21 protein-coding genes and 2 pseudogenes are annotated in these 23,752 nt (G+C 55.7%); 13 read left to right on the plus strand and 10 right to left on the minus strand.

Annotated elements, in window-relative coordinates; genetic code table 11:
* Window positions 1-273: hypothetical protein (locus AC2FNU_RS16205; protein ID WP_496790335.1), on the plus strand; the 273-nt coding region annotated here is incomplete at its 5' end.
* A gap of 129 nt (window positions 274-402) precedes the next feature.
* Here AC2FNU_RS16205 and AC2FNU_RS16210 read toward each other — a convergent pair.
* The 3 genes from AC2FNU_RS16210 to AC2FNU_RS16220 all read right to left on the minus strand — a co-directional run bounded on the left by AC2FNU_RS16210 (window position 403) and on the right by AC2FNU_RS16220 (window position 4,289).
* Complete coding sequence (locus tag AC2FNU_RS16210) at window positions 403-3,723, minus strand: adenylate/guanylate cyclase domain-containing protein (RefSeq protein ID WP_496790336.1); 3,321 nt, start codon at window positions 3,721-3,723, stop codon at window positions 403-405.
* Window positions 3,716-4,012, minus strand: a complete 297-nt coding sequence (locus tag AC2FNU_RS16215) for a hypothetical protein (protein WP_496790337.1) — start codon at window positions 4,010-4,012, stop codon at window positions 3,716-3,718. The genes AC2FNU_RS16210 and AC2FNU_RS16215 overlap by 8 nt, the downstream gene beginning before the upstream one ends.
* Before the next feature lie 151 nt (window positions 4,013-4,163).
* The gene (locus tag AC2FNU_RS16220) at window positions 4,164-4,289 is read right to left on the minus strand and encodes a hypothetical protein (RefSeq protein ID WP_496790338.1); all 126 of its coding nucleotides are present in this window, start codon (window positions 4,287-4,289) and stop codon (window positions 4,164-4,166) included.
* 60 nt (window positions 4,290-4,349) lie between these two features.
* On the opposite strand from AC2FNU_RS16220, the pseudogene AC2FNU_RS16225 reads away from it, so the two are divergent.
* A pseudogene (locus tag AC2FNU_RS16225) lies at window positions 4,350-4,499 on the plus strand (IS6 family transposase); the annotation flags it as partial.
* Window positions 4,500-4,583: 84 nt separating this feature from the next.
* Here AC2FNU_RS16225 and AC2FNU_RS16230 read toward each other — a convergent pair.
* Window positions 4,584-5,594, minus strand: coding sequence for a LacI family DNA-binding transcriptional regulator (locus AC2FNU_RS16230; protein ID WP_496790339.1), 1,011 nt, complete (start codon window positions 5,592-5,594; stop codon window positions 4,584-4,586).
* A 107-nt stretch (window positions 5,595-5,701) separates the two neighbouring features.
* Here AC2FNU_RS16230 and AC2FNU_RS16235 point away from each other — a divergent pair, with 107 nt between their 5' ends.
* Genes AC2FNU_RS16235 through AC2FNU_RS16250 form a run of 4 tightly spaced genes read left to right on the plus strand, consistent with a single transcriptional unit; the run spans window position 5,702 to window position 11,663 of the window.
* Window positions 5,702-8,023 carry a DUF1989 domain-containing protein gene (locus AC2FNU_RS16235; protein WP_496790340.1) on the plus strand — a complete coding sequence of 774 codons (2,322 nt, stop codon included), beginning with the start codon at window positions 5,702-5,704 and terminating at the stop codon, window positions 8,021-8,023.
* A gap of 35 nt (window positions 8,024-8,058) precedes the next feature.
* Window positions 8,059-9,027, plus strand: coding sequence for an ABC transporter substrate-binding protein (locus AC2FNU_RS16240; RefSeq protein WP_496790341.1), 969 nt, complete (start codon window positions 8,059-8,061; stop codon window positions 9,025-9,027).
* A 58-nt stretch (window positions 9,028-9,085) separates the two neighbouring features.
* Window positions 9,086-10,135: a quaternary amine ABC transporter ATP-binding protein gene (locus tag AC2FNU_RS16245; RefSeq protein ID WP_496790342.1), complete on the plus strand. Its 1,050-nt coding sequence runs from the start codon at window positions 9,086-9,088 to the stop codon at window positions 10,133-10,135.
* A gap of 10 nt (window positions 10,136-10,145) precedes the next feature.
* Window positions 10,146-11,663: an ABC transporter permease gene (locus AC2FNU_RS16250; RefSeq protein ID WP_496790343.1), complete on the plus strand. Its 1,518-nt coding sequence runs from the start codon at window positions 10,146-10,148 to the stop codon at window positions 11,661-11,663.
* A gap of 224 nt (window positions 11,664-11,887) precedes the next feature.
* On the opposite strand, the gene AC2FNU_RS16255 is transcribed toward AC2FNU_RS16250, so the two are convergent.
* From AC2FNU_RS16255 to AC2FNU_RS16265, 3 genes are read right to left on the minus strand one after another with little or no spacing between them, the layout of a single operon-like run.
* Entirely contained in the window at window positions 11,888-12,565 is a 678-nt protein-coding gene (locus AC2FNU_RS16255) for a GntR family transcriptional regulator (protein WP_496790344.1), read from the minus strand.
* On the minus strand, window positions 12,562-13,593 hold the full coding sequence (locus AC2FNU_RS16260) for a Gfo/Idh/MocA family protein (protein WP_496790345.1): 1,032 nt from the start codon (window positions 13,591-13,593) through the stop codon (window positions 12,562-12,564). Before AC2FNU_RS16260 ends, AC2FNU_RS16255 begins: the two co-directional genes overlap by 4 nt.
* On the minus strand, window positions 13,590-14,678 hold the full coding sequence (locus AC2FNU_RS16265) for an isocitrate/isopropylmalate dehydrogenase family protein (RefSeq protein ID WP_496790346.1): 1,089 nt from the start codon (window positions 14,676-14,678) through the stop codon (window positions 13,590-13,592). The genes AC2FNU_RS16260 and AC2FNU_RS16265 overlap by 4 nt, the downstream gene beginning before the upstream one ends.
* A 137-nt stretch (window positions 14,679-14,815) precedes the next feature.
* On the opposite strand from AC2FNU_RS16265, the gene AC2FNU_RS16270 reads away from it, so the two are divergent.
* The 7 genes from AC2FNU_RS16270 to otnC are packed head-to-tail and all read left to right on the plus strand — an operon-like array spanning window position 14,816 to window position 21,158.
* Window positions 14,816-15,823, plus strand: a complete 1,008-nt coding sequence (locus AC2FNU_RS16270; RefSeq protein ID WP_496790347.1) for a Bug family tripartite tricarboxylate transporter substrate binding protein — start codon at window positions 14,816-14,818, stop codon at window positions 15,821-15,823.
* A 55-nt stretch (window positions 15,824-15,878) separates the two neighbouring features.
* A complete protein-coding gene (locus AC2FNU_RS16275) occupies window positions 15,879-16,628 on the plus strand; it encodes a hypothetical protein (protein WP_496790348.1) in 750 nt (249 codons plus the stop codon).
* Between the two features lie 4 nt (window positions 16,629-16,632).
* On the plus strand, window positions 16,633-18,144 hold the full coding sequence (locus AC2FNU_RS16280) for a tripartite tricarboxylate transporter permease (protein WP_496790349.1): 1,512 nt from the start codon (window positions 16,633-16,635) through the stop codon (window positions 18,142-18,144).
* Window positions 18,144-18,431 carry a putative quinol monooxygenase gene (locus tag AC2FNU_RS16285; RefSeq protein WP_496790350.1) on the plus strand — a complete coding sequence of 96 codons (288 nt, stop codon included), beginning with the start codon at window positions 18,144-18,146 and terminating at the stop codon, window positions 18,429-18,431. Before AC2FNU_RS16280 ends, AC2FNU_RS16285 begins: the two co-directional genes overlap by 1 nt.
* The gene (locus tag AC2FNU_RS16290; protein ID WP_496790351.1) at window positions 18,428-19,225 is read left to right on the plus strand and encodes an N-acyl homoserine lactonase family protein; all 798 of its coding nucleotides are present in this window, start codon (window positions 18,428-18,430) and stop codon (window positions 19,223-19,225) included. Before AC2FNU_RS16285 ends, AC2FNU_RS16290 begins: the two co-directional genes overlap by 4 nt.
* On the plus strand, window positions 19,222-20,499 hold the full coding sequence (gene otnK / locus AC2FNU_RS16295; protein WP_496790352.1) for a 3-oxo-tetronate kinase: 1,278 nt from the start codon (window positions 19,222-19,224) through the stop codon (window positions 20,497-20,499). Before AC2FNU_RS16290 ends, otnK begins: the two co-directional genes overlap by 4 nt.
* Window positions 20,496-21,158 carry a 3-oxo-tetronate 4-phosphate decarboxylase gene (gene otnC / locus AC2FNU_RS16300; RefSeq protein WP_496790353.1) on the plus strand — a complete coding sequence of 221 codons (663 nt, stop codon included), beginning with the start codon at window positions 20,496-20,498 and terminating at the stop codon, window positions 21,156-21,158. Before otnK ends, otnC begins: the two co-directional genes overlap by 4 nt.
* An 8-nt stretch (window positions 21,159-21,166) precedes the next feature.
* Here otnC and AC2FNU_RS16305 read toward each other — a convergent pair.
* The 3 genes and pseudogenes from AC2FNU_RS16305 to AC2FNU_RS16315 form a co-directional block, all read right to left on the minus strand.
* Window positions 21,167-21,369: pseudogene (locus AC2FNU_RS16305) on the minus strand (DDE-type integrase/transposase/recombinase); the annotation flags it as partial.
* Between the two features lie 50 nt (window positions 21,370-21,419).
* A complete protein-coding gene (locus tag AC2FNU_RS16310) occupies window positions 21,420-22,787 on the minus strand; it encodes an NAD(P)/FAD-dependent oxidoreductase (RefSeq protein WP_496790354.1) in 1,368 nt (455 codons plus the stop codon).
* A 12-nt stretch (window positions 22,788-22,799) separates the two neighbouring features.
* On the minus strand, window positions 22,800-23,752 hold a 953-nt coding region (locus AC2FNU_RS16315; protein ID WP_496790355.1), incomplete at its 5' end, for an NAD(P)/FAD-dependent oxidoreductase.

Genomic DNA, 23,752 nt, shown 5'->3' on the forward strand with positions numbered 1-23,752 from the left:
ATTTTCATGCGGCGAGCACGCGCTGCGAAATACAGTAATGGCCGCCTTAGGAACATCCACACACTGGAGTTCATGCGCCGACACATTCTTAAGGCAGGTCAGAGCGCGAGAATAATCGCGACCAGGCCAATCTCGACGCCAAGATTGAAAGCAAGCAGGCTCTGCCAGATGTTTGGGGATGTATGGATCGACTTTCGCTGCACGCCGCATGAATTTCCACTTTCGGGCAGCGCGGAAATTGAGCGGAGTTCAGTACTGTTCGCTTTACAGTAACCTGCGAAGAAGCGCGGGTCGGATATTCCTGGATACAGTTTCTGTCGAATGCTCAATCAGACTAACACAAATTAAGGTCCGAGTATGAGTTCTAACCTACCCAACTGCACCGCTATAAACCTTTGAGAGTTAGCTTAAAATCGTCTGATCAAGCAGATTTTGAGCGTTGATCACATCGACTGTTTGCTCTCCTCCTGTGACTTTTTTTAAGACAGCACTTACGCCAAAATTGGGAGAGGGCGTCTGTACAAATTTTTGGCAGCTCTCAATGTAGTCTACAACAATCCGAAGTTCGAACATCTTTGCTTGCTGTCGTTTTGCCGTGTTCAAAGCCTCACAAAATTCTTCTTCGGCGACCCGACTTTCAGAAATTGCTAGAGCATAAACCCGGTCTGTCTCAGCTTCCGCCCATCCTTCGTTTGTAAGGCTTTTGTACCTGCGCGCCTCGGCTAACAACTGTAAGGCACTTTCCCGATCACCCGTTTTCAACGTTAGTTCCGCAATCAGCGTCAAAAAGAAAGGCCTATAATTCCCTGCTCCGCTGGCCCACCAAGCTTCCGATGCTTCTCGTAATGCATGGATGTTTTCCGGCCCAGGGGAAAGGTAGGCGTCCACCCAGCTTCTCCAGAGCGTTGCAGTCAACGACATGAAGGTGAACGAGTGTTTTGAAGACAGCTCCTCCAACTGATTTGCGACCTCAACGACTTGTCCAGGTTCGCGGCGCAGGAGATAAAGCATACACAGGTAGGTTAACGACTGTGCTATGCTGTGCGCATGCTCCAGTTTTTGTGCCGCAGCAACCGCTTTTTTCTGTATTTCAAGTGCTTTGTCTGGCTCACCGCGCATCCATACAGCCATGCTCAAAAAGCACGAAGTTATCGCTGCGTGGTCTGATCCGTAGATGTAGGCCAAATGTCCATCACGTTTCCGGCTGTAAAGCTCTATCGCTTTAGTCAAATGCTCGTATGAAGGGTTTAGTACCCCAATATGAAACAGCACTGCACCCATGGCTCGATGAGCCACCATCTGATGCTGTGTCTCACCAGTTGAATCCGCCAAATTCAACAATTGCGCTGCGACACTTCTGGCTAAATCATACTCAGCACGCACCAAATGGAAGGAATACAAACCATTCAAAACCGGGAACAAATGTTCTGTTTCTTCCACCCGCTCACACAAGTCGCGTATTCTTGCGTAAACAGTCCCGGTTTCATCAGCTGCAATTCCTGCAGTCGAACGTAAAACACCTGCTCTGAGAACCTGAACCTCAATTTCTTTTCGATCCCGTTCAACACTATGGGTTAGTTGGTTCAACTGTTCGATCGCCAGGGACAGTTGTGTGTCTGCCTCAATATTGGCAGAACGTTGGACTGCGCGCTGGCCTGCGAGATAGCGACAGTCGATGGCCTCCTTACTCATCCCCGCAATCGTGTAGTGGTGAGCCAGAATTTCCGGACTGGCATCGCCAATGTGGGTTGATTTGCCATCTAACGTGCGCGCAACACGAGCGTGCAAGACCCGGCGTTCGCTCTTTAAGAGGCTGTTATAAGCAGTGTCGCGAATTAGGGCGTGACGAAAGCTGAACGTTTCAAGATTCTCTTCTTCAGAAACTGTAACGATGCCTGCGTCGACCAAAAGCTCCAATCCCGCGCGCAATGCCTTTTCGCTGATGCGAGACACTTTAGAGATCAACGGATACGAAAATTGAGATCCAATAACCGCTCCGATTTGGGCGACTTCCTTGACGGAGCTCAGTCGGTCAAGTCGCGCCATAAGCGCATCATGCAACGTGCTGGGAACCGAGCTTGCCGGAGAAGCCCCACCCATCGAATATGGGTCCCTTCCTTTGGTCATTGCCCCGGATTCCAAAAGATCTTTTGTCACTTCTTCGACGTATAGCGGGACGCCGTCAGATCTGGCGGCGACCAGATCGTACATTTCGTCAGAGATCGACTGACCTTTGGCAACTTCGTCCACAATGTTTTTGACCTGATGAAAGTTCAATTGCTTCAAGACCACTTTCGAAAGATTGGATTGCAATGCCCAAGATGGATCGAATTCAGGTCTGAATGTCATCACAACCAACACCCGAAGGTCTCGAATCCGGTCGGCAATTCGATCAAGCAGTAATTTAGTTGTCGGATCAATCCAATGCGCGTCTTCAAACATGAGCAACACAGGTTTCTTCTCAGCTTGCGAAGTCAGATTGCCCAGCAACATTTCTAACGTCTGATCCATAAGTTGCTGCGGGGACAGATTCAATGCCCCCAATTTGTCTTCGAATGGAACCGAAAGAAGAGACGCGGCTAGCTTCAGGGCATGGTTGGACTGATCACTCAGAACGGAGGATATTTTTTTGAGTTTCACGTCGTTTGAATCGTCGGCGCGAAGGCCTGCAGCATTCTCAAATTGACGAATGGCCGGATAAAACGCACTCGCGTAATGGTAGGGAGAACACTGATAGCGAATTTGAGTGTGCGACACCCTCGGAATATTCTGCCTTAGTTCTTCGACCAATCGAGACTTGCCGATTCCTGGTTCACCGGACACAAGCACGACCTGCCCTTGACCGAGACTTGCCAACTTCCACTTTCCATGGAGGGTTTCATATTCTGCAGTGCGACCGATTAATGGGTTAAGTAACACGTTGTCTAGCGCCATGAAGCGGCTGACTGTATTTCGCGCGCCTGTCACTCGCCAGGCTTCAACTTCTTTAGCAAAACCTTTGAGCTTGAATGCACCACGCAGAACATATTCGAAGGCATCACCCGCCAGCTGATGCGTGCTTGGGGCAACAATCATTGTGCCGGGATCTGCCATTGCCTGAAGACGCGCGGCAAGGTTTGGCGTTTCGCCCATGGCCGTACCATCCTCAAACATTTTTTCGCCACGTAAATCGCCAACAACAACCAAACCGGTCGCTATACCTATTCGGACATTCAGTTTCGCATGAGTGCGGATGTTTGGAACTTCCTCGATAATGCGAAGACCTGCACGAATGGCTCGCTCTGGGTCATCTTCGTGCGCGTGAGGAAATCCGAAAAAGACCATAATGCCATCACCATAGTAACTTGCGATGTGGCCATCAAAAGCGGCGACAGACGCGGCGCAGGTTTCTTTGAACAGTCGAAGTACTTCTGCCAGATCTTCCGGATCGACGCGCTGGGATATCTCAGTCGATCCAACCAAATCGATAAACATTACGGTAAGCTGCCTACGCTCTGCGACGATAGCGGGACCTAACGCAGTGTTGTGCGGGTAAGCCTCTCCCTTTGCATCGGCTCGAACTGCTTTCATAAAACGGCGCCTCGGACCTAGGGGAAGTCCGATTGTAGTGAGATCTTTGTCCGTTAATTCGGTTAGATCACCCAGTTCGATTTCATGCTCTGCAAAAGACCCAGCATACTTGGACAAGCCATGTTTCTTTAGCCAGCGCGAGATATCAGACATTTGATCCTTTCGCGTGCAGCGGCTGCAGAACCATCGCATGCGACGCACCAGCATGCATCCCTTTGTCCAGCTGGCCGTTGCAGTTTACCGAGTCGCAATTTCCGAGCACTTGAACTTTCTTCGCATTGAAGAACACGGTATCAAATTTGGTCAAGGATTTCGTCGCTCTGGAAGGAAACTGTCCTTCGGCATCGGGTTGATACAACGAGATGATTTTTTGTCGTTTTACATGGTGCAGTTCCGTATTCAGTGGATAGCTGTACGTCTGCTTCGGGATCGAAGTGGTCATTCAATGCGGTGCGCGCGGTTGGCTGATGGCAGCCCAAAGGCGACATTCACAAATAGATTTTGCACGTGAGCAACCTCATCTGACTGCTCCAATTTGATTGTTTGTGCATCATTGGCCTGTGATTCATCGGCTCTCGGAAGACGTGGATCTGTCACTCGACCGAGCGCAGCTTGGATTCGAGGGCGAACGTGACCCCGAGCACACTGCCCCTTCCGGCAAAAAACAAAAGCAACTGCTGCAGGAGCTTCAGGAGGATCTGTTGCAAATTCTTTGCCATTGACGCTCAAGAACGCAGAGAGTGAATAGCAGCCGGCGTATATCAGCCGAAAGTCAGTTCATGATTTCTTTCAGGTGTATGCAATATCCGAAGGATTTGTTCCTATTCGCGATCTTCTTCTACGTTCGATATGGTGTTTCATACCGTAACCTGGAGGAAATCATAGGTGAGAGCGGTGTATCGGTAGCTCACACGACGCTGAACCAATGGGGTGCACGCTAGTCCAGTGCGAGTGTTAGGACCGCGCGTCGTCGTAAAGGACCATGCGACCGTTCCGCTTCGGACTCACTCATATCAGCGTCTCTTTGTGGAGTTTCTAACTACTAGATGCGTTTCCAGCTTTTCGGAATTGGGGACTTGTTGTTTTGTGATCCATCCGGCAAGCGCGTTCGCGGCGCGCTCTCCCATCTGAGAAACCGGCAGATGTACGGTGGTTAATTTTGGCACAGTCACAGCTGAAGTTGGAAGATCATCGACGCCCACCATGGAGATCTGGTCCGGCACTGTAATGTTCTGTGCTTGAAGACCCAGCAAGACGCCCAAGGCAACGACGTCAGAAAGGCACAGAACTGCATCCGGCTTGGTTCGCAGACCGCCGATGTGTTTGGCAACATCCGCTCCGCCCTGATGGCTGATCTCTGTCTCGAAGGTCAAGAGCTTGCCATTGAATGGAAGGGCTCTGAGACCGGCGAGACGTTCACGTGTGCGGTCGTTATCTTGAACAGGGCCATGTACGACGGCGATATTCTGATGACCAAGATTGGCGAGATGTTGCAAGGCGAGCTGTGCAGCTGCCGCGTTGTCATATCCGATCGTAGGCAGTGGGTTTTCTGGATCAAAGAATGACGTGATGATCGTTGGCAGCATAGTGCGCTCGATCAGATCGTGAAATGCGGGGCTGTGCGTGGTGCCTGTGACGATCAGGCCTTCTGCTCCGATATCCACGAGGCTTTTTGCTTTCTCGGCTTCGATGTCCAGATTTGCCTCGGTGGTCGCAACGATCAGAGATAATTGGTGGTCTGACAGTTTACGCTCCAGCGCGGCGAGAAACCGGGCAAAAATTGCATTGTCCAGAGTAGGGACTAACGCGCCAACAAACCGAGTGCGGCCAGAATTGATCGCGCGCGCGGCAGCACTTGGGACGAACTTTAGATCCGCAATGGCGGCCTGAACTTTTTCCAGCGTGTCTTTCTTTACCACGGTCGGTTCGTTCAACACCCGCGAAACCGTAGCAACGGACACGCCTGCAGCCTTTGCCACATCTCTGAGATTTGCACGCTTCTTAGGCTCTGGGGCTTTTTGCATCTCGGGTTTTCGCGTCCGTTTGGCGGGTTTCTGAGGAAAGAGTTGACATATGTAACTAGTTTCATCAACCTCTGTAACTAGTTACATTTTGAGAATCCGGTACTGAAATGCAGGGAACATCTGTCTTACACGCGTTCACGAACTCGGGCTTTGATGGCCCTGGTCGCCTGTTCCCGGGCTTTCCGAAAGCGTCCGACGCCCGCCCGCACATCGTTGCTCCTCGTGAAGCTGTTCGGCTTATCGTGCAGCCCGGTGATTTGCTTTCAATAGATGGGCTTGGTCCAAAAAAGGCATTGGACATTGTGGCCTTCACCAACGACGGGCAACCGGGTTTGGCGGCATTGGGTTTGGCCGCAAAAGGTTGGATCGACTGGGGCGATTTTGACAGTGCTAGGCTCTTGGCTTGGGTTGCGGCGCGGGGTGCAGATCGGCGGGTCCCCTGTCACAGGTTTGTCGATGCGCCTGGGCCGGTGATTCTCCGTGCGAACAGTGCGGTCACGGTCTGGGTGATCCAGACCGTTGGCGTTTCTGCGCTGATCGACGGCAACGCGACAGGAAGTGTCACTGTCCTGCACAAGCCAGCGTTGACCGATGGGCCGATTTTGCCCCCTTTGCTGGGCGACGCGCGAGATGAATTCACGGTAAAGCGGGGTAGCGCGCTGGCCTATGAGTTAAAGGCTGGAGAGTTCGTTCAGATCATCGATATCGAGGGCCAGCAGTGTTCGGATTTCATGGCTCTGCGCGCCGATGGGCTGGATCAGGGGCAGGAGTGGATGATCGACTCGACGGCCACCCGGTCAATGGTGCGCCGCGCCTATCCCGGCCCCGGTCTGCTGGACAAGTTCTTTGATCGCGAAATGCGCCCGCTGCTGAACGTGGTGCAGGACACCTGCGGGCGACATGATACATTCGGGTTGGCTTGCACAGCGCGCGGCTATGAGGAGCGCGGCTTTCCCGGGCACGTGAATTGCTCGGACAATATGTCAAACGCATTGACCCCCTACGGAGTTGCGCGACGTGCGGCCTGGCCTGCAATCAATTTCTTCTGGAATACGTGGGTTGACCCGGCGAACCATCACATTCTAACCGAGGAATCCCACTCGCGGCCCGGTGACTATGTCGCCATGCGGGCGCTGGAGGATCTGGTCTGCGTCTCAACTGCCTGTCCGGACGATATTGATCCCATCAATGGCTGGAACCCGACCGATGTGCATGTGCGCATCTACCGTCCTGAAACGCCCATCCGCCGAGCGGTTGCCTATCGCGAAAAGGAAGACGCGCCCATGTCGATCAGTCAGGAGTCCGCCTTTCACGACCGCCTGTCGCCGCTGACCCAGCATTTCGCCCCCGCACGCGATCTGTGGGCACCGGTCAGCTATCCGGCCTACGGCACATTGGGCGAATATTGGGCCTGCCGACAAGCAGTGACCGTGCAGGACATGAGCGGGTTGCGCAAATTCGACATTATCGGCCCGGATGCAGAGGCTTTGATGCAATTGGCGACGACGCGCAACGTGGCGAAGCTGCCGGTTTGGCGAGGCTCTTACACCTTGATGTGTGACGAGAGTGGCGCGGTCATAGACGACGGCACCCTGTTTCGCCTCGCACCCGAGATTTTCCGGTGGTGTTGCGGGTCCGAGGAAAGTGGTCGGGCGTTGCAGGAACTTGCGAACCTACGCGGGTTGCAGGTGCGCGTTCATGCGCTGCGTGGGTCAATGCCAAACCTTGCCATTCAAGGGCCAAAGTCGCGGGATCTACTGCGGAAGATTGCCTTTACCCAACCCCATGTGCCGGGGTTGGACCATCTGAAATGGTTCGGCGTCACAGTCGCGCGGCTAAACGACCGAGAGGGCGCGCCATTCATGTTGTCACGCTCGGGGTATACTGGAGAGCTAGGGTACGAGGTCTTCTGTTCGAAATCCGACGCTGTCGCGATTTGGGATGCAGTTATGGCAGCCGGTGAAGAATTTGGGATCACCCCCATGGGCTCGGCTGCCCTCGACATCATTCGGATCGAGGCGGGTTTGGCCGCGGCTAATGCGGAATTCGCACCGGGGGTCGACGCGTTTGAGGCCGGCTTGGGCTTTGCCGTCGATCTGACCAAATCCGACTTCACCGGAAGGACCGCATTGGAACGCAATGCGCGTGATCCGCGCCGCGTACTCAAAGGGCTATTGATCGGTTGCGATGATGTGCCTGCGCATGGTGCCCCGGTTTTCGCAGGAGAGCGGCAGGTGGGTGTAGTCACCTCGGCCACACGTTCGCCGACGCTGGAACACGCGATCGCCATGGCGCGGCTTTCGGTCGAGCACGCGGAGAACGGCACCCAACTGGAGATCGGTCAACTCGACGGGCGGATGAAACGCCTGCGGGCGACCGTCTCGGACATTCCATTCATAGACCCGCAACGCAAGCGGGCACGCGCCTGATGGCGCATGTAACTCAACAAAACGGGAGAAAAGATATGAAAAAACTGACGCTTACAGCAACTTTGGCTTTGACCTTGGGCGCAACGACGGCGATGGCACAGGATAAGGTCATGGTGGGTGAACCCAGCTGGCCCGGTGCAAAGATCATGAGTCGGGTGATCGGGCAGGTCATCGAAACCCGCTTGGGTGGCGAGGTTGGCTATGCCCCCGGAGCAAACGCGGTGATCTTTGCCGCCATGGATGGCGGGCGCGGTGATATCGACGTGCACCCGGATGTCTGGCTGCCGAACCAGTCCTCTTTCACCGACGAATATGTCGATCAGAAAGGCACTGTGGGTCTGTCCTCGGGCAGCTACGAAGGCCGCGCCGGGATCTGTGTGCCGAATTACATGGTCGAGGATCACAACATCCGCTCGATCTACGATCTGGCGACTCCGGTCGCGCAAGAGCTGTTCGACTCGGATGGTGACGGCATGGGTGAGGTCTGGGTCGGTGCTTCGGGCTGGGCCTCGACCAACACCTTTAAAGTGCGGGTGCGGGATTATGGGATCGAGACCTTCCTGACGCCGACCACCGAGGATGAAACCGTGTTCTATTCGCGTCTGAAAGATCAGATCGACCAGAAGAAAGGCGCAGCTTTCTACTGCTATGCGCCGCATTACGTCCATGCTTTGTATGATGTGACCATTCTGGAAGAACCCGAGCATGACGCGGCCACCTACAAGATGGTGCAGCCGGATCAGGATGCCGATTGGTACAACAAATCGCACGTCAGCACGGGTGAGCCGGTCAAAACCGTGACCGTAGCGCATTCCAAATCGCTGGATCAGCGCAACCCGGCAGCGGCGTCTTTCCTTGCCAATATCGACATGGATGCGGGCGAGCTGAGCGGCCTGACCTATGAAGTCGTGGTCAAAGGCCGCGACACTGATGAGGTCGTGGCGGAATGGATCGCTGCCAATGGCGATACCGTCGACAGTTGGCTGGGTCTAACCACCAACTAAAACCTGCGCGCCCCCAGGTTTCGGGGGCGCAACACAACACAAATCCGATGGGGTCAAAATGACAGCGCAAATCGCAATCGACGCAAAGGGCGTGTGGAAAGTGTTCGGCGCGCGCTCGCAGGAAGCTTTGAACGCCATTCACAGCGAGGGGCTGAGCAAGGCCGAGGTGCTGGAGCGCTTCAACTGTGTTGTCGGCGTGGCTGATGCGAGTTTCGAGATCGAACGGGGTGAGCTGTTCTGTGTCATGGGCCTGTCGGGTTCGGGCAAATCGACCCTTGTGCGTCACGTGAACCGCCTACTGGAACCCACTGACGGCCATATCTATCTGGACGGCGACGATGTGATGGGCCTGAATGACGAGGGCCTGCGCGATCTGCGCAACCGTCGCGTTGCCATGGTGTTCCAGAACTTCGGCCTGATGCCTCACCGCACCGTCCGCGACAACGTCGCGATGCCGCTGGAAATCCGCGGCACTGGCAAAGCGCGCCGCTGGGAAGAGGCCGACCGGGTGCTGGAATTGGTCGAGCTGAACGGCTGGGAAGACAAATACGCCCACGAGCTCTCGGGTGGGATGCAGCAACGCGTGGGTCTTGCCCGCGCCATCGCTGCCGACCCCGAGATTTTGTTGATGGATGAGCCGTTCTCGGCCCTTGACCCTTTGATCCGCAAGCAGTTGCAGGACCAGTTCATGGACCTCAGCCACAAGCTGAACAAGACCACGATGTTCATCACGCATGACCTCGACGAGGCAATCCGCATCGGCCATCGCATCGCAATCATGAAAGACGGGCGCATCGTGCAGATCGGCACGCCGGAAGAGATCATCCTGAACCCCGCCGACGACTATGTCGCCGATTTCGTGGCCGGGATTTCCAAACTCAACATGATCTTTGCTCATGCGGTGATGAAGCCGGTCGATGAGTTCGAAGCCCGCCATGGCGAAGTGCCAGAGGACGCCAAAGAGGCCCACCCTGATATGGATCTGTCCGACCTGATGAACCTCTGCGTAGACGGCCACGGCGTCGTGGCGGTGACGCAGGATGGCAAGACGGTGGGCGTGATCAACCGAGCGGGTCTGATCCGTGCGATTCAGGACAGCCAGGCATAAGGGGACCGACATGAAACATGTTGATATGCAACAAATTCAACCCGAAACCGCCGACCGCCTGAACGGCCTGATCGGAGATTTCGTGGGGCAAGGGCAAGCCTATTACCAAAAGACCTTCGCCTATATGATGCAGGCCCCCGGCTATCGCTTTACGCTGAACAAGGCGGCGGCGATCCTTGGGCCGATCTGGTTCGGGGCACGCGGGCTTTGGTCGTGGTTTCTTGGGTTTCTAGTGCTGGAAACGTTGGCCTATATTCAGATTGGTCTCGGCCTCTTCGGCGATCTGGGTCGCGAATTCCGCGAACGGGCTGAACAGATCGAGCAGACGCTGGAACTGCGTCGACAGCAAATTGCAGCGGCAGATCAATCAGGGTCCGCCACGTTGGATTCCCTGAAGCGCGCGGCAGAGTCCCTCGAAGGGGCTCTGGCAGGCGCGCAAGAGGCCGCTCGGACGGCGGATTCCACCGGCGTCACCTATCTGGTGATCGGGATCGTCTTGTTGTTGGCGGTCAAGTTTCTGGCGGCCTCTCTGGCCAACTGGACGCTTGAGGGACAGTTCGCACGCTGGCGTTCGGACCCCAGCGTCGCCAACGGCTGGTCGATCCCCCGGCTGGTTGTCGCGACGGTACTGACCGCTGTGGTGGTGATCCTGTCGATGATCAAGTTCGCGCAACCTGATGCGGTGGCTGTTCTGAAAACCTTCCCGACCAACCGGGATTGGCGTCTGAATGTGGGCGATGGGGTGCAGGCAGTCTTTGAATGGACCAAAACCGCCGGACGCGGCTTCTTCGACGGGCTGACCTATGGGATGCGCACCCTGTTGGACTGGATCGAAGTCGTTCTGGTCGATACCCCCTGGCCGGTGGTGGCGCTGGTGATCATCATGCTGGCTTACTTGTCCGCTGGTCCCCGTGTAGCGATCTTTACCGGTGCGGCGCTGGCCTATCTGGGCCTGCTGGATTTCTGGGAAAAGGCGATGACAACGATTGCCCTTCTGGGGGCGGCAGCTCTGATTTCGATCACGTTGGGCATTCCGCTGGGCATTTACTGTGCACGTCGCCCGCGCGCCTTTGCCATTGTGCGACCCATTCTGGATTTCATGCAGTCGATGCCGTCCTTCGTTTACCTGATCCCGGTTGTCGCGTTTATCGGATCGGGTAAGCCAGCGGGCGTGGTCGCAACCATGATTTTCGGCAGCCCGCCGGTGATCCGCTTCACCGTCCTCGGCCTGCAACAGGTGCCCGAAACCGTGCGCGAGGCTGCCCTGGCCTTTGGAGCAACGCCCCGCTACCTGCTGTGGCGTGTGGACTTGCCATTGGCGCACAAGACCATCATGGCGGGTGTGAACCAAACGATCCTGATGTCACTGGCCATGGTCGTTGTCGCCTCGCTGATCGGAGCCAAGGGTCTGGGCGAGGACGTGCTGGAAGCGCTGCAATATGCGGCGGCAGGCCAAGGCATTCTGGCTGGTCTGGCGATCCTTTTCTGCGCGCTTATCCTGGATCGGATTGTGGCAGGGAAGAAATAGGCGCTGCGTCAATTGGGTAATCATCCGTCTCAATCAAGAGGCGGGTGATCGAAGTCCGGTTTTATAAGAAACGAATGGTCTGACCAGCGGTGTCGCCAGCATTTGTCCATGCAAATCGGAAGTGGGGCACCGGCATCTTATTTGCCGTAACCTTCAAACGTGGTTTGTTTTGGCAGTAACTTAGAATCGCGAACTAATGACGATCGAGGCGACAAACAAAGAGCTCAAAGGCTGTTGAGTCTATGCTTTTCTAAGATCCCGCATAGCATTGCCTTGGCCTGGCGTCGGTGTTCCCGATGGCGATTTCGCGCCACGTCCGATTGGCCTTCGCTGATCGCCTGGAACACCACTCGGTGATCTTCATTGGACTTAACCGGCAAAGGTCTGATGAAAAGCGTTGTGGCGCGCGCGCGGCGCACCTGATCGCTCATCATTGCGACAATAGCTTCGACCCGTTTATTGCCGCCCAGCCGAACAAGTTCCTGATGAAACAACTCATCCGCCTCAGCCCAGGCCTCGAGGTCTTCGGTTTCAATAGCCTGATCCATTTGAGCGATAGATGCAGCCAGAACAGCCAGGTCTTCTTCTGAATACCCTGCCTCGGCGGCGCGCTGTGCCGCAAGGCTTTCGAGCTCGGTCAGGATGTCGTAGATTTCCCGCATATCCTCGGACGAAACGGGCAAGATGCGCACACCTTTGCGGGGGCGCATTTCCAACAAACCTTTGCTTTCCAACATCAATGCGGCTTCTCGCACTGGCGTGCGGGACATGCCAAGTGTTTCGGCCAACTCGGACTCGAGATGATCGGTCCCTGCGGCGAGTTCTCCGGACAAGATCATACGGCGCAAGTCGCGGACAGCGCGTTGGGTGTTGGAAAGCGTTTTGTTGTCCTGTTCTTTCACGGCCTCTCCAGGTCTATCTTTCTCCCTTCCGCATCTGAGCGGTAGACAGCCTCTTCAATGCGGAGCACGTCCAGATACTCCGAGGCCGTGTTCTCAAGCGGGGTGCCTTCTAAAAGGCCCGAAATCACGTGGCTTTGCAAGGCATGGACGCAGTCTCCTCCAAATCCATCGTGATCGCTGGGAGAAAGAAGTTGCTGCCGCTTTTGTTCTCCAAAAGCGCGGAGGTCAACGGAACCATCTCCATTGAGAACCAATGATCCTTCAGTCCCTTCGATAAGCGCTTCGCCCATGGTCTGACGCAGATTGTCAGCGCTATGATCCAGGCACCGGTTTCCGTCGAACAGGGCGGTCAGCCCGTTTGGATGGTCGAACAGGATATACCCAGCATCTTCGCCTGCGATGACGGGATTAACACGGCGCAGATCTGCGTAAACGGCATTGGGTGCATCAAATAGAAACCGAAACGTGTCGATCCAGTGTACAGCGGTTTCATGTACCAGAAAACGAGGCATGTCTTGAAAATAAGGCTGTCGGTCAAGATAGGCGCTTGGCCCTTGCCCATCACCTGGACGAAGCCGGAATGTCGCCTGCAAAGGCGTGCCAATTCTGCCCTCTGCCAGCGCCTTTTTGATCGAACGATACCAGGGCTGGAACCGAAAATTCTCGTGTATCACGATCGTGGCCCCGACACCTTCCGCCTCAGAAACAATTTGCTCGGCTTCCGCTAAAGACAAGCAGAAAGGTTTCTGGCATATCAGCCATTCGACGCCACAGCGCAGCGCCGTTCGGATGGCATCGGCTTGCGCTACGGGCGGAAGGATGATGTCCAAAAGGTCCGGTTTTTCAACTTCCAGCATGTTCGAAAGCTCGTCATAGGCCCTAAGTCCGGTCGCCCTGGCCTTGTCGATATCACGATTGCAGGAAGCTAAGGGAACAGCACCCGACACCCGGGACCAGCTTTCGTAGTGGAATTTGCTGAAATATCCCGCGCCGACGCAGGCGACCCTGATTTCTGTCTTTGTGTTCATGCCTGCAATGCTTCCTTCACGGATGAGGCGGCTTCTTTCGTACCCGCAGTGCCGCCTAGGTCACGTGTCAGATTGCCTCCATTGGCCGTTGCCTTTTCCACAGCTTCGCGGAGACGGGCACCGTCTTTCGACAAGTCGGGGTGATCGTGCGTCAGGCCCAACCATTCAAGCATCATGGCGGCAGACAGGATCATCGCAAACGGGTTGGCGACACCCTGCCCGGCAATGTCAGGGGCCGATCCGTGGCAGGGTTGGAACACCGCGTGGTTCAACCCAATATCTGCTGATGGGGCCAATCCCAGACCTCCCATTAAACCCGCACCCAGGTCCGAGAGGATGTCGCCGAACATGTTCTCGGTGACCAGAACATCAAATTCCCATGGTTTCTGCACCATCCAAAGAGCGGTGGCATCCACATAGGCATGGTCTGCTTGTAAGTCGGGATGCTTTGCGGCCTCGGCATCGAACATGGATCGGAAGAACGCAAAAGCGCGGAATACATTGGCTTTGTCAACACATGTCACGCGGCCCTGACCACGCCCTGATGCCTTGCGATTCCTTGCAAGGTCGAAGGCAAAGCGAAAAAGCTTCTCGGAAACGTCACGGGTAATCAGAAGGGTCTCACGCGCTTCGTGCTCGGTGACTTCGCCTGCGCCTTGGGTGAAGAACAGACCTTCGGTGCTTTCGCGTATCAGGACAAAGTCGATCTCATGCCCATTGGGTAGGGCCAACGGCGTTTTCTGTCCGTTGTTTAATTTCACCGGACGAACACCGGCAAACAGACCCAGCTGCTTTCGCAGGTCGATCTGGGGTGAGATTTCGGTGCCATCCGGATAGCGTACATCCGGCAAACCCATCGCGGACAACAGAATCGCATCAGCGTTACGCGCGATTTCGAGGGAGCCCGCTGGAAAGGATTCGCCAGTCGCCGCGTAATGAGCAGCACCAGCCGGGGCGTCTTGGAAGTTCAGGCTATAGGCCGGATTCCGGTCGGACAGTTGATGCAGGATTTCCAGCGTAGGCGCCATAATTTCCGGGCCAATACCGTCTCCGTGGAAAACCGCAATGTCGTATTTCTTGTTCATCTGAACCCGCTTCCTTCCCGTTTCGCATTCATAGCGCGATCACTGCTTTCGCTACAGTCCGTTGACAACGCATTCTGTAATGTATACGTAAATAAATGCAACAATAAACGCAAAGATGTTTTTGGGAGGACTTGGACATGGAATCGAAACTAGGGCGTTTGGCGGCCGCGGCTGCTGTGGCGACCGGGATTGCAGGGGCTGTAGCTGCGCAGGACTACCCCTACAGGGATATCACCACAGCGGTGGTGTGGGGGGCCGGTGGTGGCACCGACACAATCAACCGCATGATCATGGCTGAGATGGAAAAGCATCTGCCGGTGTCCATCAACGTGATCAACCAAACGGGTGGCGTCGCCGGTTCCAACGGTATGGTCTATGTGATGAACCAGCCAGACGATGGTTACACTTTGGTTGGACTGTCCGAGTCAAATGTCACCGCAGCCGTGCAAGGCGGCTGGGATAAGAAGTTTGATTTCTGGTACCCGTTCATTGTCGGCGGATCGCCCGATCTGATCTCGGTCCCTGCGGACAGCCCGTACAACACACTGGAAGAACTGGTCGACGCTGCCAAAGCGGCCCCAGGCACTATTCCGGCTGCCGCCTCGGGTGCAGGGTCCATTCACCATCTGAACCTTCTGGCCATTGAGAAAGGCTCGGGTGCCGCGTTCAAATTTGTGCCCTACAAAGGATCGGCCCCGGGACAGGAAGCAGCCATCGCGGGTGAGGTTGCGCTGGTTGTGACCTCGTTGGCGGAACAGGCTCCGTTGATCGAAGGCGGACAGTTGAGGCCGCTTGCGATGTTGACGCCGGAAGATGCCCAGATCGCTGGAACGACGGTGCCCTCTGCGTTCAGTATCTATGACGGACTAGATCAGTATCTGCCGCTCAAACAGGCGATTGGTTTTGCCGTTCATAGCTCGGCCGGAGATGATGTGAAAACCGCTCTGGGCGAAGCTTTCGAGAAGGCGATTGCCTCTGACACCGTCGCTGAATGGGCCTCTGCAAACAACTACGATGTCGGCGGCCAACATGGTGCAGAAGCGCAAGAGTTGTTTGCTAACCTTGAAGCCACCTTTGCCTACACACTGCAGGATTTAGGTGCTGCCACAGTCGATCCGGCGTCGCTGGGTATCGAGAAGCCTTGACGGAAACGGCGGAAAGGGCGTGCTTGACTGCGCCCTTTCTGATGGGAGGCTGGACATGAGCAAGGTCGACGAAACACTGGTCATGCGGACGCGCGATTTCTGGGCGTCGCTTGTGCTGATGGCAGTCTCGGTCTTTTTCCTCTGGAAGACATCGGACATCCCTCTTTGGGGCGAGAACCGCGCAGGCGTCAGTGGTTCGGACTGGTATAACTCGGCTGCAATCGTTCCACTTTTCATCTTTGGTGGGCTGCTGGTCCTGGCCTTTGTTCTGCTGATCATTTCGGTTCAGTCGGGGGGCGCAAAGAACGCGCTCAGCGCTGTGGGGATCGGGTGGGATGGTCCTGAGGTCTACCGAGCGTCAACAATCGGCCTGATCCTTTTGGCCTATGTCATTGGGCTGGTGCCCAGAGTGGACTTCATTCTGTGCTCGGGCCTGCTGATCACGGCGTTGACCTTTGGCTTCTACGGTGGTCACGCGAGACGCGCTTTGGTTTCGTGCATCACCGTCTTCGCAGCGGGGCTGTTTGCTTTCTTTGGCTTCCGGGCACAGGCGGAGTGGAATGCACATGATGATGACTGGGTCACACTCGTGTTATGGGCTGCCCTGACACTTTTGGTGCTGGCGAAGGCGGGTTCCGAACGCGTTTTGCGGTTCGTTCCATTTGTGGCAATACTTGCCCCGCTCATCCTTGTTTGCGCGATGTCCTTCGTTTTCCGGCAGAACGTGCCCGCGCGCGGCGGGCTGATCTTCAAGCAAATCGAATACCACTACTACGTGACGCTTCGTCCGTTATGGAAAGACTGACCGGATGGATTTTATCCTTTCGCAACTGGCGGGCTTTGGGAATGCCTTCGTGGCTCTGGCAGGGGATCCGCTGACCTATTTGTATCTAGTCGGTTCCGTGTTTCTGGGCATCACCTTCGGCGCGCTGCCCGGCCTGACGGCCACGTTGGCGGTGACAATTTTGACGGGTTTTTTCGGCAACAAGATTCCGCTCGACTATTCGCTGATCGCGCTGCTGGGGGCTTATGTCGGCGCGATCTACGGCGGCTCGTACCCCTCGATCCTGCTGAACATTCCCGGAACTGCGGCCAGTGCAGCAACGGCTATGGACGGCTATCCTTTGGCGAAAGCGGGAAGAGGCGGCGAAGCACTTGGGCTGACCACCACAGCCAGCTTCATAGGCACAGTCATCGGGACCATCACGCTTTTGATTTTCGTCTGGGCGTTGCTTTTGGTCTCAAAGAACATCGCAAGCCCGGAGAAAGCCTTGCTGGCCCTGTTCGGCATTCTGCTCTCGGGCACATTGATGAGCGAAGATCTGGTGATTAAGGGGTGGATCGCCGGTCTGATCGGGCTTGCGATGGCCATGGTTGGGCTCGACCCTCTGCTGTCGGAACCACGCTACACCTTCGGTTGGTCTTATCTGATGAGCGGGTTTCAGGTGGTGCCCGTGTTGATGGGGGCGTTTGCCATCCCGCAGATCATCGAAGGCTTGCGGCATGTGGAAGCCGGCAAGGTTCTGGCCCTGAAAGGGCGCATTCTGCCGAACCTGAGATCGATACGGCGCTACCTTCCGACAATTGGCCGATCCGGTGTGATCGGGACCGGGGTGGGCGCGCTTCCGGGCGTGGGCGAGGATGTTGCCGGTTGGGTCAGCTATGGTGTCGGCAAAACCGTGTCCGCGGAAGGGGACAAGTTTGGCAAAGGCTCGTTGGAAGGGTTGTTGAGCTCGGAAACGGCGAACAATGCCTGTATCGGCGGCGCGCTGATCCCGTTGTTGGTGCTGGGTATTCCCGGCTCGCCACCGGCTGCGGCCCTGATGGGGGCTTTCAAGATCAACAACGTGATCCCCGGCCCGACAATTGACCCAGAGATCATTCTTCGGGTGGTTGCGATCCTCGTTCTGGCCTCGTTGACGATGTTCCTGATGGGTCTGTTCACGGCGCGGGTCTTCATCAAGATCCTCGCCATCCCGCAGACCATCTTCCTGCCGGTTGTCATGGTGCTAACGACGATCGGTTCGTTCAGCGTTGGTGGCGGTATCAATGATCTTTACCTGATGCTGGGCGTTGGCGCGGTGGCCTATTTCATGAACCTGATGAAATACCCAATCGCCCCGCTTGTCATTGGAGTCATTCTGGGTGGGCTATTTGATGAAACCTTCCGCCGCTCGCTGTTTCTGTCAGATGGGGACCTGTCGGTTTTCTTCTCGCGGCCCGGTGCGGCCATTCTGTTGGTGCTCAACATTGCCCTGATCCTTAGCCAACTGCCTGTCGCCAAGCGCGCATTCTTACGCCTGAAAGGACTGTCTGCCTGATGCTCGCCGTTACTGTTACATTCACCCTGAAACCTGAAATGAAAGATGCTTTTCTGCCCTTGATGGCCGAAAATGCCTCGGCGTCGTTGCGTGAGGAGCCCGGTTGCCAGCAATTCGATATTTGCCTGTCCGATGATCCCGACACTGTGTTTCTGTACGAGATCTATGATGACCAGGCTGCCTTCGACACGCACCTTGAAAGCGCGCATTTCAAGTCCTTCAGCGCAGCGGTTGCTGATATGATCGCGGACAAGGTTGTTCGACAGTATTCCGAGGTCCTTCGATGAGCGATTGGGAAATTCACGCCGTGAAATATGCGGATCGCAACGCCCGGACACGAGCGGACAGTTTCATCATAGATGACAACCACGATGCGCCGCATGCTATGGACTATTACGTCTGGGTTTTGCGGCGCGGGGATGAAGTGCTGCTTGTGGACACAGGCTACGATGCCGATGAGGCTGCGGCGCGAGGACGTCCCATTGCAATGGACCCACGCGAAGCGCTGCGCCCGCTTGGGATCACGCCCGAGGCTGTGAGCCAAGTGATCGTGACGCATCTACACTATGATCACGCGGGTGGGCTGCACATGTTTCCAAACGCAACGCTGCACATGCAAGCGGCTGAAATGGCCTTCGCAACCGGTTCTTGCATGTGCGATGACCATTTGCGCGCGCCTTTCACAGCAAGCCATGTCTGCGAGGCAATCAAACGTCTCTATTCCGGAAAAGTCATATTCCATGACGGTGATGCACAGATCGCGGACGGGGTTACGGTTCATTGTATTGGTGGCCATTCACGGGGGCTGCAATGCGTTCGCGTACGTACCGCAGCCGGGTGGATGGTTTTGGCCTCAGACGCCTCGCATTACTATGAGAACTTCATGGCGCGCAAAGCCTTCCCGATTGTGGTCGATTTGCAGGATATGATGGACGGCTTCCATACGCTCGAGAGGTTGGCATCCCATCCCCGGCTGATCGTTCCGGGCCATGATCCGCTTGTGCGGCAAGTTTTTCCTGTCGGCGTCGCACCACATATCCACCGGCTTGATCCCGGACCCTTGAGAGAAATCGAGATATGAAGATCGGTGTAATCGCGGACGACTTTACCGGTGCGAGCGATATTGCAAACACCTTGGCAAAGGGTGTGAAGCCGGAAGGCGGATTACGAACGGCTCAGTTTGTGGGAATTCCAAGTGTTCCTGCGGATCCGGAAATCGAAGCGGGTGTGATTTCCCTCAAAAGCCGCACCGCTCCCACCGCAGAAGCCGTGGCGGATAGCCTGCGTGCTTTGCGGTGGCTGATGGAGCAAGGATGCCAGCAATTCATTTTTAAATACTGCTCGACGTTCGATTCTACCAAGGATGGAAATATCGGTCCGGTTGCAGAAGCACTTGCGAACGAGCTGGGTGCGCAGAAGGTTGTTTTCTGTCCGGCCTTTCCGACAACGGGGCGCACCGTCTATCAGGGCCATCTTTTTGTAAATGGCAAGCTGTTGAACGCGTCCGGGATGGAACATCATCCACTGACGCCGATGACAGATGCAGACATCCGGCATTGGTTGCAGCACCAAACCGAAGAAGCGGTTGGGCTGGTGCCAATGGGCGCTGTAAGACAAGGAGCTGCTGCAATTTCCGATGCACTGTCCGGCACCAGCGAACGATTTGTGATCGGGGACGCAATTTCGGATGCAGATCTGATGGCGTGGGGTGATGCTTTGGAGAGTGCCAGGCTCATTACCGGGGGCTCGGGAATCGCCCTGGGGGTACCCAGAAATGTCCTACGAAAGGTTGACTCAATTCGCGTGGGCAACACGTTCGCTGGTATCACAGGACCGGCAGCGATCCTTGCCGGATCTTGCTCGGGTGCCACGCGCGGGCAAATCGAAACACATGCCAAATCTCATCCAACATTGGCCATCGATGTCCCTGGAGTAATGACAGAAGACGTGACAACGCAAACTCTGCTGGATTTCTTTGAGGCACACTCTGACCGAGCGCCTCTGGCATATTCGTCCGCAAGCCCGGATGAGGTGCGCGCGATCCAAGGCCAGTTTGGTCAGGAAACAGTGGCGGCAAAGCTAGACAACCTGTTCGCCAGCACCGCGCGCGCACTTGTCCAATCCGGGTACAAACGCTTGGTGGTGGCCGGAGGGGAGACGTCGGGCGCAGTTTCGCAAGCCGTATCAGAAACTGTCGGCTCTCCAGCCATGTCGATAGGTCCGGAAATTGACCCGGGCGTACCCGTACTGAGTGTCGGAACAACCCAACCCGTCGCACTGGCGTTGAAGTCAGGAAACTTTGGCACACCAGACTTTTTTGCGAAGGCGCTACGCGTGATGGAGGGTGGTGAATGAATGCTGAAGAACTGGCATTGCGGCACCAGATGTCGGAATTATGCGCCTCACTTTTTGCAAGAGGATATTCTGTTGGAACGGCCGGCAATGTCTCTGCCCGTTTGTCCGACGGTATCTTGATGACACCAACCAATTCGACCTTGGGATGTATCGACCCCGAGCGCATCGCCAAAATTGATTTGGACGGCACCCACGTCTCTGGCGATAAGCCGACCAAAGAGATCTTTCTGCACCAAGCCTTCTACGAAACCAGACCCCAGGCAGGTGCGGTGGTGCATTTGCACTCGACCTACGCGACCGCTTTGTCATGCCTTGAGGACACGGACCCGAATGACTGTATTCCGCCGCTGACGCCATACATGGTCATGCGTGTTGGCACGGTCAAACTTGTCCCATATGTGAAGCCGGGTGACCCGAAATCCGGCGAGCTGATCCGTAAACTCGGCGGAAAATACAGTGCCGTTCTTTTGGCCAATCACGGTCCCGTCGTTTCGGGAAAAGACTTGTTTGCGGCCGTTTGCGCAGCGGAAGAGTTGGAAGAAACGGCCAAATTATTGGTATCACTGCGTGGAATGCCAGTTCACCTGTTGAATGCTGAGCAAGTCAGAAAACTCAAGGAAGCATTCGGACCTGAAAGTCAGCAGAATTTGGCGACTTAGAGCAGGCGTGAAAACTTGAAATCAAGGGTTTTGCCGTGCTTGTCGACAGCTCGATAGAGGTAAACCCACGCGCCTTAAACGTTGACGTAAGTTCGTCCATTCTCCAAGAACGATCACATGGCCCTTTGCGGCGACGTGCTGCCTCAGCGATTGCGCCAGAATATCATGTTACCCATCGGTTTAGCGTGCTGTGGTCCGCTGAAACACCACGCAAGGACCTGACAACCGGCACAGCTTGGTGCCGCTCGGATCACATTCGGGTCACAGCACCCCCTTGTTGGCCGCGCGCAGTGCCGTCATTAGCCCGGCATCGTCATAGCGCTCCAGCGAGAATTCACGCGCATAAACCGGCAGTTCCGCGTCGGCCATTGTGGCCGCGCACAGCTCTCCCGCCGCGCAAGCGGCCATTGTGCCAAACCCCGACATAGCACAATTCATAAATGCGCCATCCAGGCCCATCCGGCCAATCAGAGGCCAGTTTTCTTCTGTCATCGTGTACCAGCCGCCATAGTGATGCATATTGCGCGGCAGCTGTCCGTAATAGGCTTTCAGCGCAGGCCTCAGACGCGCAGCCCCCCGCAACACAATGTCGGGAAAGTTCTCGTCCAACGGCAAATCGCGAGAGGCTGGTGCAGGCCTTTCGTTATAAGCCCAACCCAGTTTTATCCAGTTGCCATTGTCACCACCATCCGGCCGACAATGGATCGCTCCGGGCATGGTCTCAGCCAACCAGGCAAAGTCCGGGTCCGACTGCAGCATTTCGCGTTCTTCGCAGGACCAGTCGATCTGCTGCTCGTCCAGATCGATCGAAAAAGGCGACCGGCGCGGGATGGCTCCGACGCGGTCGTCAAACGCGATCTTCTGTTGGAATGTGTGATAAACGGGCAATTCAACACCCAGCATCGCTGCGATTTTGTCGGCAAAAGGACCCGCCGCGTTTACCATCTGGTCAAAACGCAGCGTGGTCGGGCCACCGGCAGTTGCAAGATCCACCTGAAACCCGTTCTCAGCGCGGATTTCCTTAATTTCCCCGGCTATCCGCGTCGCGCCCACCTGTTTGAGGAATTCGAGCATATACATACCCAACTGCTGACCGCTTATGTCGCCACCACGGCGGATGTGGATAACCGATTGGACCTCGGGGTCGTAGTTAGGAAAAACATCTCGTATCAGATCCTGGTTGCGCAGGATGTCTACACCGACCGGCGCGTGCTCCCAATCCGAACTTTCGAATGAGGCATACGTGTCCGAACTGCCCTTTTCATGGTCCCGCAAAAGTCGGGCTGCACTGTCGCCCAACCCGTCATGAAGCTGGCAAATCAGATCGTCGATATCGGTCCTGCGCGTTGCCAAAGCATAGCCGCGCCGGTTCATGTTGATACGGTTGCCGCTTTCGCGTGCAATCTCTTCTAACAGGTCAATACTCCGGTCGGTAAAAGCAACCATGGTCGGATGCGGCCACCAATTGCGGTAGTTCTCTCCTGATTGGGCCGAGGTAAATGCCATAGGCTGATCTTCGTCGATCAGTGTGATCCGGGTCGCCCCATGGTTTTTCGCCAGATAGTAGGCGGTCGCGATCCCAATGATCCCGGACCCAAGGATTGCGATATTGCTGTCCAAAGAGAACATGACTGCGTCCTGTTACTTAATGCCGATTTCAGGCAGTGGTGTATTGTTGTGAACTCGCGCAATTTCCAGTCGCGTGAGGTCAATAGTCTGATACGCTCTTGTCAAAGCCAGCTCGGACAGGGCGCGGCCCACGGCCGGGGCGTGCATGATGCCGTGACCCGAAAACCCGCAGGCCGTGATTATGTTGTCTCGATCCAGATCGTATGCTCCGATGATCATGTTGCCGTCCAATGTGTTCTGGGCGTAATGCCCAGCCCAACTACGTTGAAGTTTCAGCGTTTCGAAATTCGGAACCAGCGCCGCCATCATTGGCCAGATCGTGTCTTCAAAGTAGTTGGCGAAAAAGCCGGAATGGATGTCGTCAACAAAACCGGGAGGGATGTCGAAGCTGGGCCGCCCCCCGGCAAACCCGTCGCCTTCGGGACGAAAGAACATACCGCTTTCGTCCTTGACCAGAGGCAAAGGTTCCATCGGATGCGGGCATTTCCAGAAATGCTGCACACGGCACATCGGCACAACCGGCAAGGACGCGCCGGACATTTCGGCGATTTGCCTGACCCAGGGACCAGCCGTGTTGATGAAAAAATCCGCTTCAACACTTGGGCCGGTGTCCAGTTTTGCCGAGATAACCTTGCGATTGTCGCAATCCAGTTCCGTCACTTTGGCCTTAATGTACCGAACTCCAAGATGGATGGCCGCACGGCGAAACCCCCACAAGCCAGCATTTGGATCAATCCAACCGTCATCTGGTGTGTGACAGCCCAGTACAATGTCGTCGCGCTTGATCGAGGGGAAACGGCGACGCACCTCGGCATAGTCGATCAGTTCGGCCTCAACACCCAGCGCGCTTTGTAGTTTCTGGTTCTGACGCAGCGTGGCTTCACCATCTTTGGTGACAAGGAAAAGATACCCTTGTTCGCAAAAGTTTATGTCTGGGAGATCGGGAATATCGTCCAGCTCTTGCG

Source organism: Ruegeria sp. BHSB064 (genome assembly GCF_059613205.1).

Excerpts from the sequence above, each read along its gene's own strand:
- AC2FNU_RS16210 (WP_496790336.1), bottom strand. The coding sequence starts at position 3,723 with ATGTCTGATATCTCGCGCTGGCTAAAGAAACATGGCTTGTCCAAGTAT.
- AC2FNU_RS16215 (WP_496790337.1), bottom strand. The coding sequence starts at position 4,012 with ATGACCACTTCGATCCCGAAGCAGACGTACAGCTATCCACTGAATACG.
- AC2FNU_RS16220 (WP_496790338.1), bottom strand. The coding sequence starts at position 4,289 with ATGGCAAAGAATTTGCAACAGATCCTCCTGAAGCTCCTGCAGCAGTTG.
- AC2FNU_RS16230 (WP_496790339.1), bottom strand. The coding sequence starts at position 5,594 with ATGCAAAAAGCCCCAGAGCCTAAGAAGCGTGCAAATCTCAGAGATGTG.
- AC2FNU_RS16235 (WP_496790340.1), top strand. The coding sequence starts at position 5,702 with ATGCAGGGAACATCTGTCTTACACGCGTTCACGAACTCGGGCTTTGAT.
- AC2FNU_RS16240 (WP_496790341.1), top strand. The coding sequence starts at position 8,059 with ATGAAAAAACTGACGCTTACAGCAACTTTGGCTTTGACCTTGGGCGCA.
- AC2FNU_RS16245 (WP_496790342.1), top strand. The coding sequence starts at position 9,086 with ATGACAGCGCAAATCGCAATCGACGCAAAGGGCGTGTGGAAAGTGTTC.
- AC2FNU_RS16250 (WP_496790343.1), top strand. The coding sequence starts at position 10,146 with ATGAAACATGTTGATATGCAACAAATTCAACCCGAAACCGCCGACCGC.
- AC2FNU_RS16260 (WP_496790345.1), bottom strand. The coding sequence starts at position 13,593 with ATGAACACAAAGACAGAAATCAGGGTCGCCTGCGTCGGCGCGGGATAT.
- AC2FNU_RS16265 (WP_496790346.1), bottom strand. The coding sequence starts at position 14,678 with ATGAACAAGAAATACGACATTGCGGTTTTCCACGGAGACGGTATTGGC.
- AC2FNU_RS16270 (WP_496790347.1), top strand. The coding sequence starts at position 14,816 with ATGGAATCGAAACTAGGGCGTTTGGCGGCCGCGGCTGCTGTGGCGACC.
- AC2FNU_RS16275 (WP_496790348.1), top strand. The coding sequence starts at position 15,879 with ATGAGCAAGGTCGACGAAACACTGGTCATGCGGACGCGCGATTTCTGG.
- AC2FNU_RS16280 (WP_496790349.1), top strand. The coding sequence starts at position 16,633 with ATGGATTTTATCCTTTCGCAACTGGCGGGCTTTGGGAATGCCTTCGTG.
- AC2FNU_RS16285 (WP_496790350.1), top strand. The coding sequence starts at position 18,144 with ATGCTCGCCGTTACTGTTACATTCACCCTGAAACCTGAAATGAAAGAT.
- AC2FNU_RS16290 (WP_496790351.1), top strand. The coding sequence starts at position 18,428 with ATGAGCGATTGGGAAATTCACGCCGTGAAATATGCGGATCGCAACGCC.
- otnK (WP_496790352.1), top strand. The coding sequence starts at position 19,222 with ATGAAGATCGGTGTAATCGCGGACGACTTTACCGGTGCGAGCGATATT.
- otnC (WP_496790353.1), top strand. The coding sequence starts at position 20,496 with ATGAATGCTGAAGAACTGGCATTGCGGCACCAGATGTCGGAATTATGC.
- AC2FNU_RS16310 (WP_496790354.1), bottom strand. The coding sequence starts at position 22,787 with ATGTTCTCTTTGGACAGCAATATCGCAATCCTTGGGTCCGGGATCATT.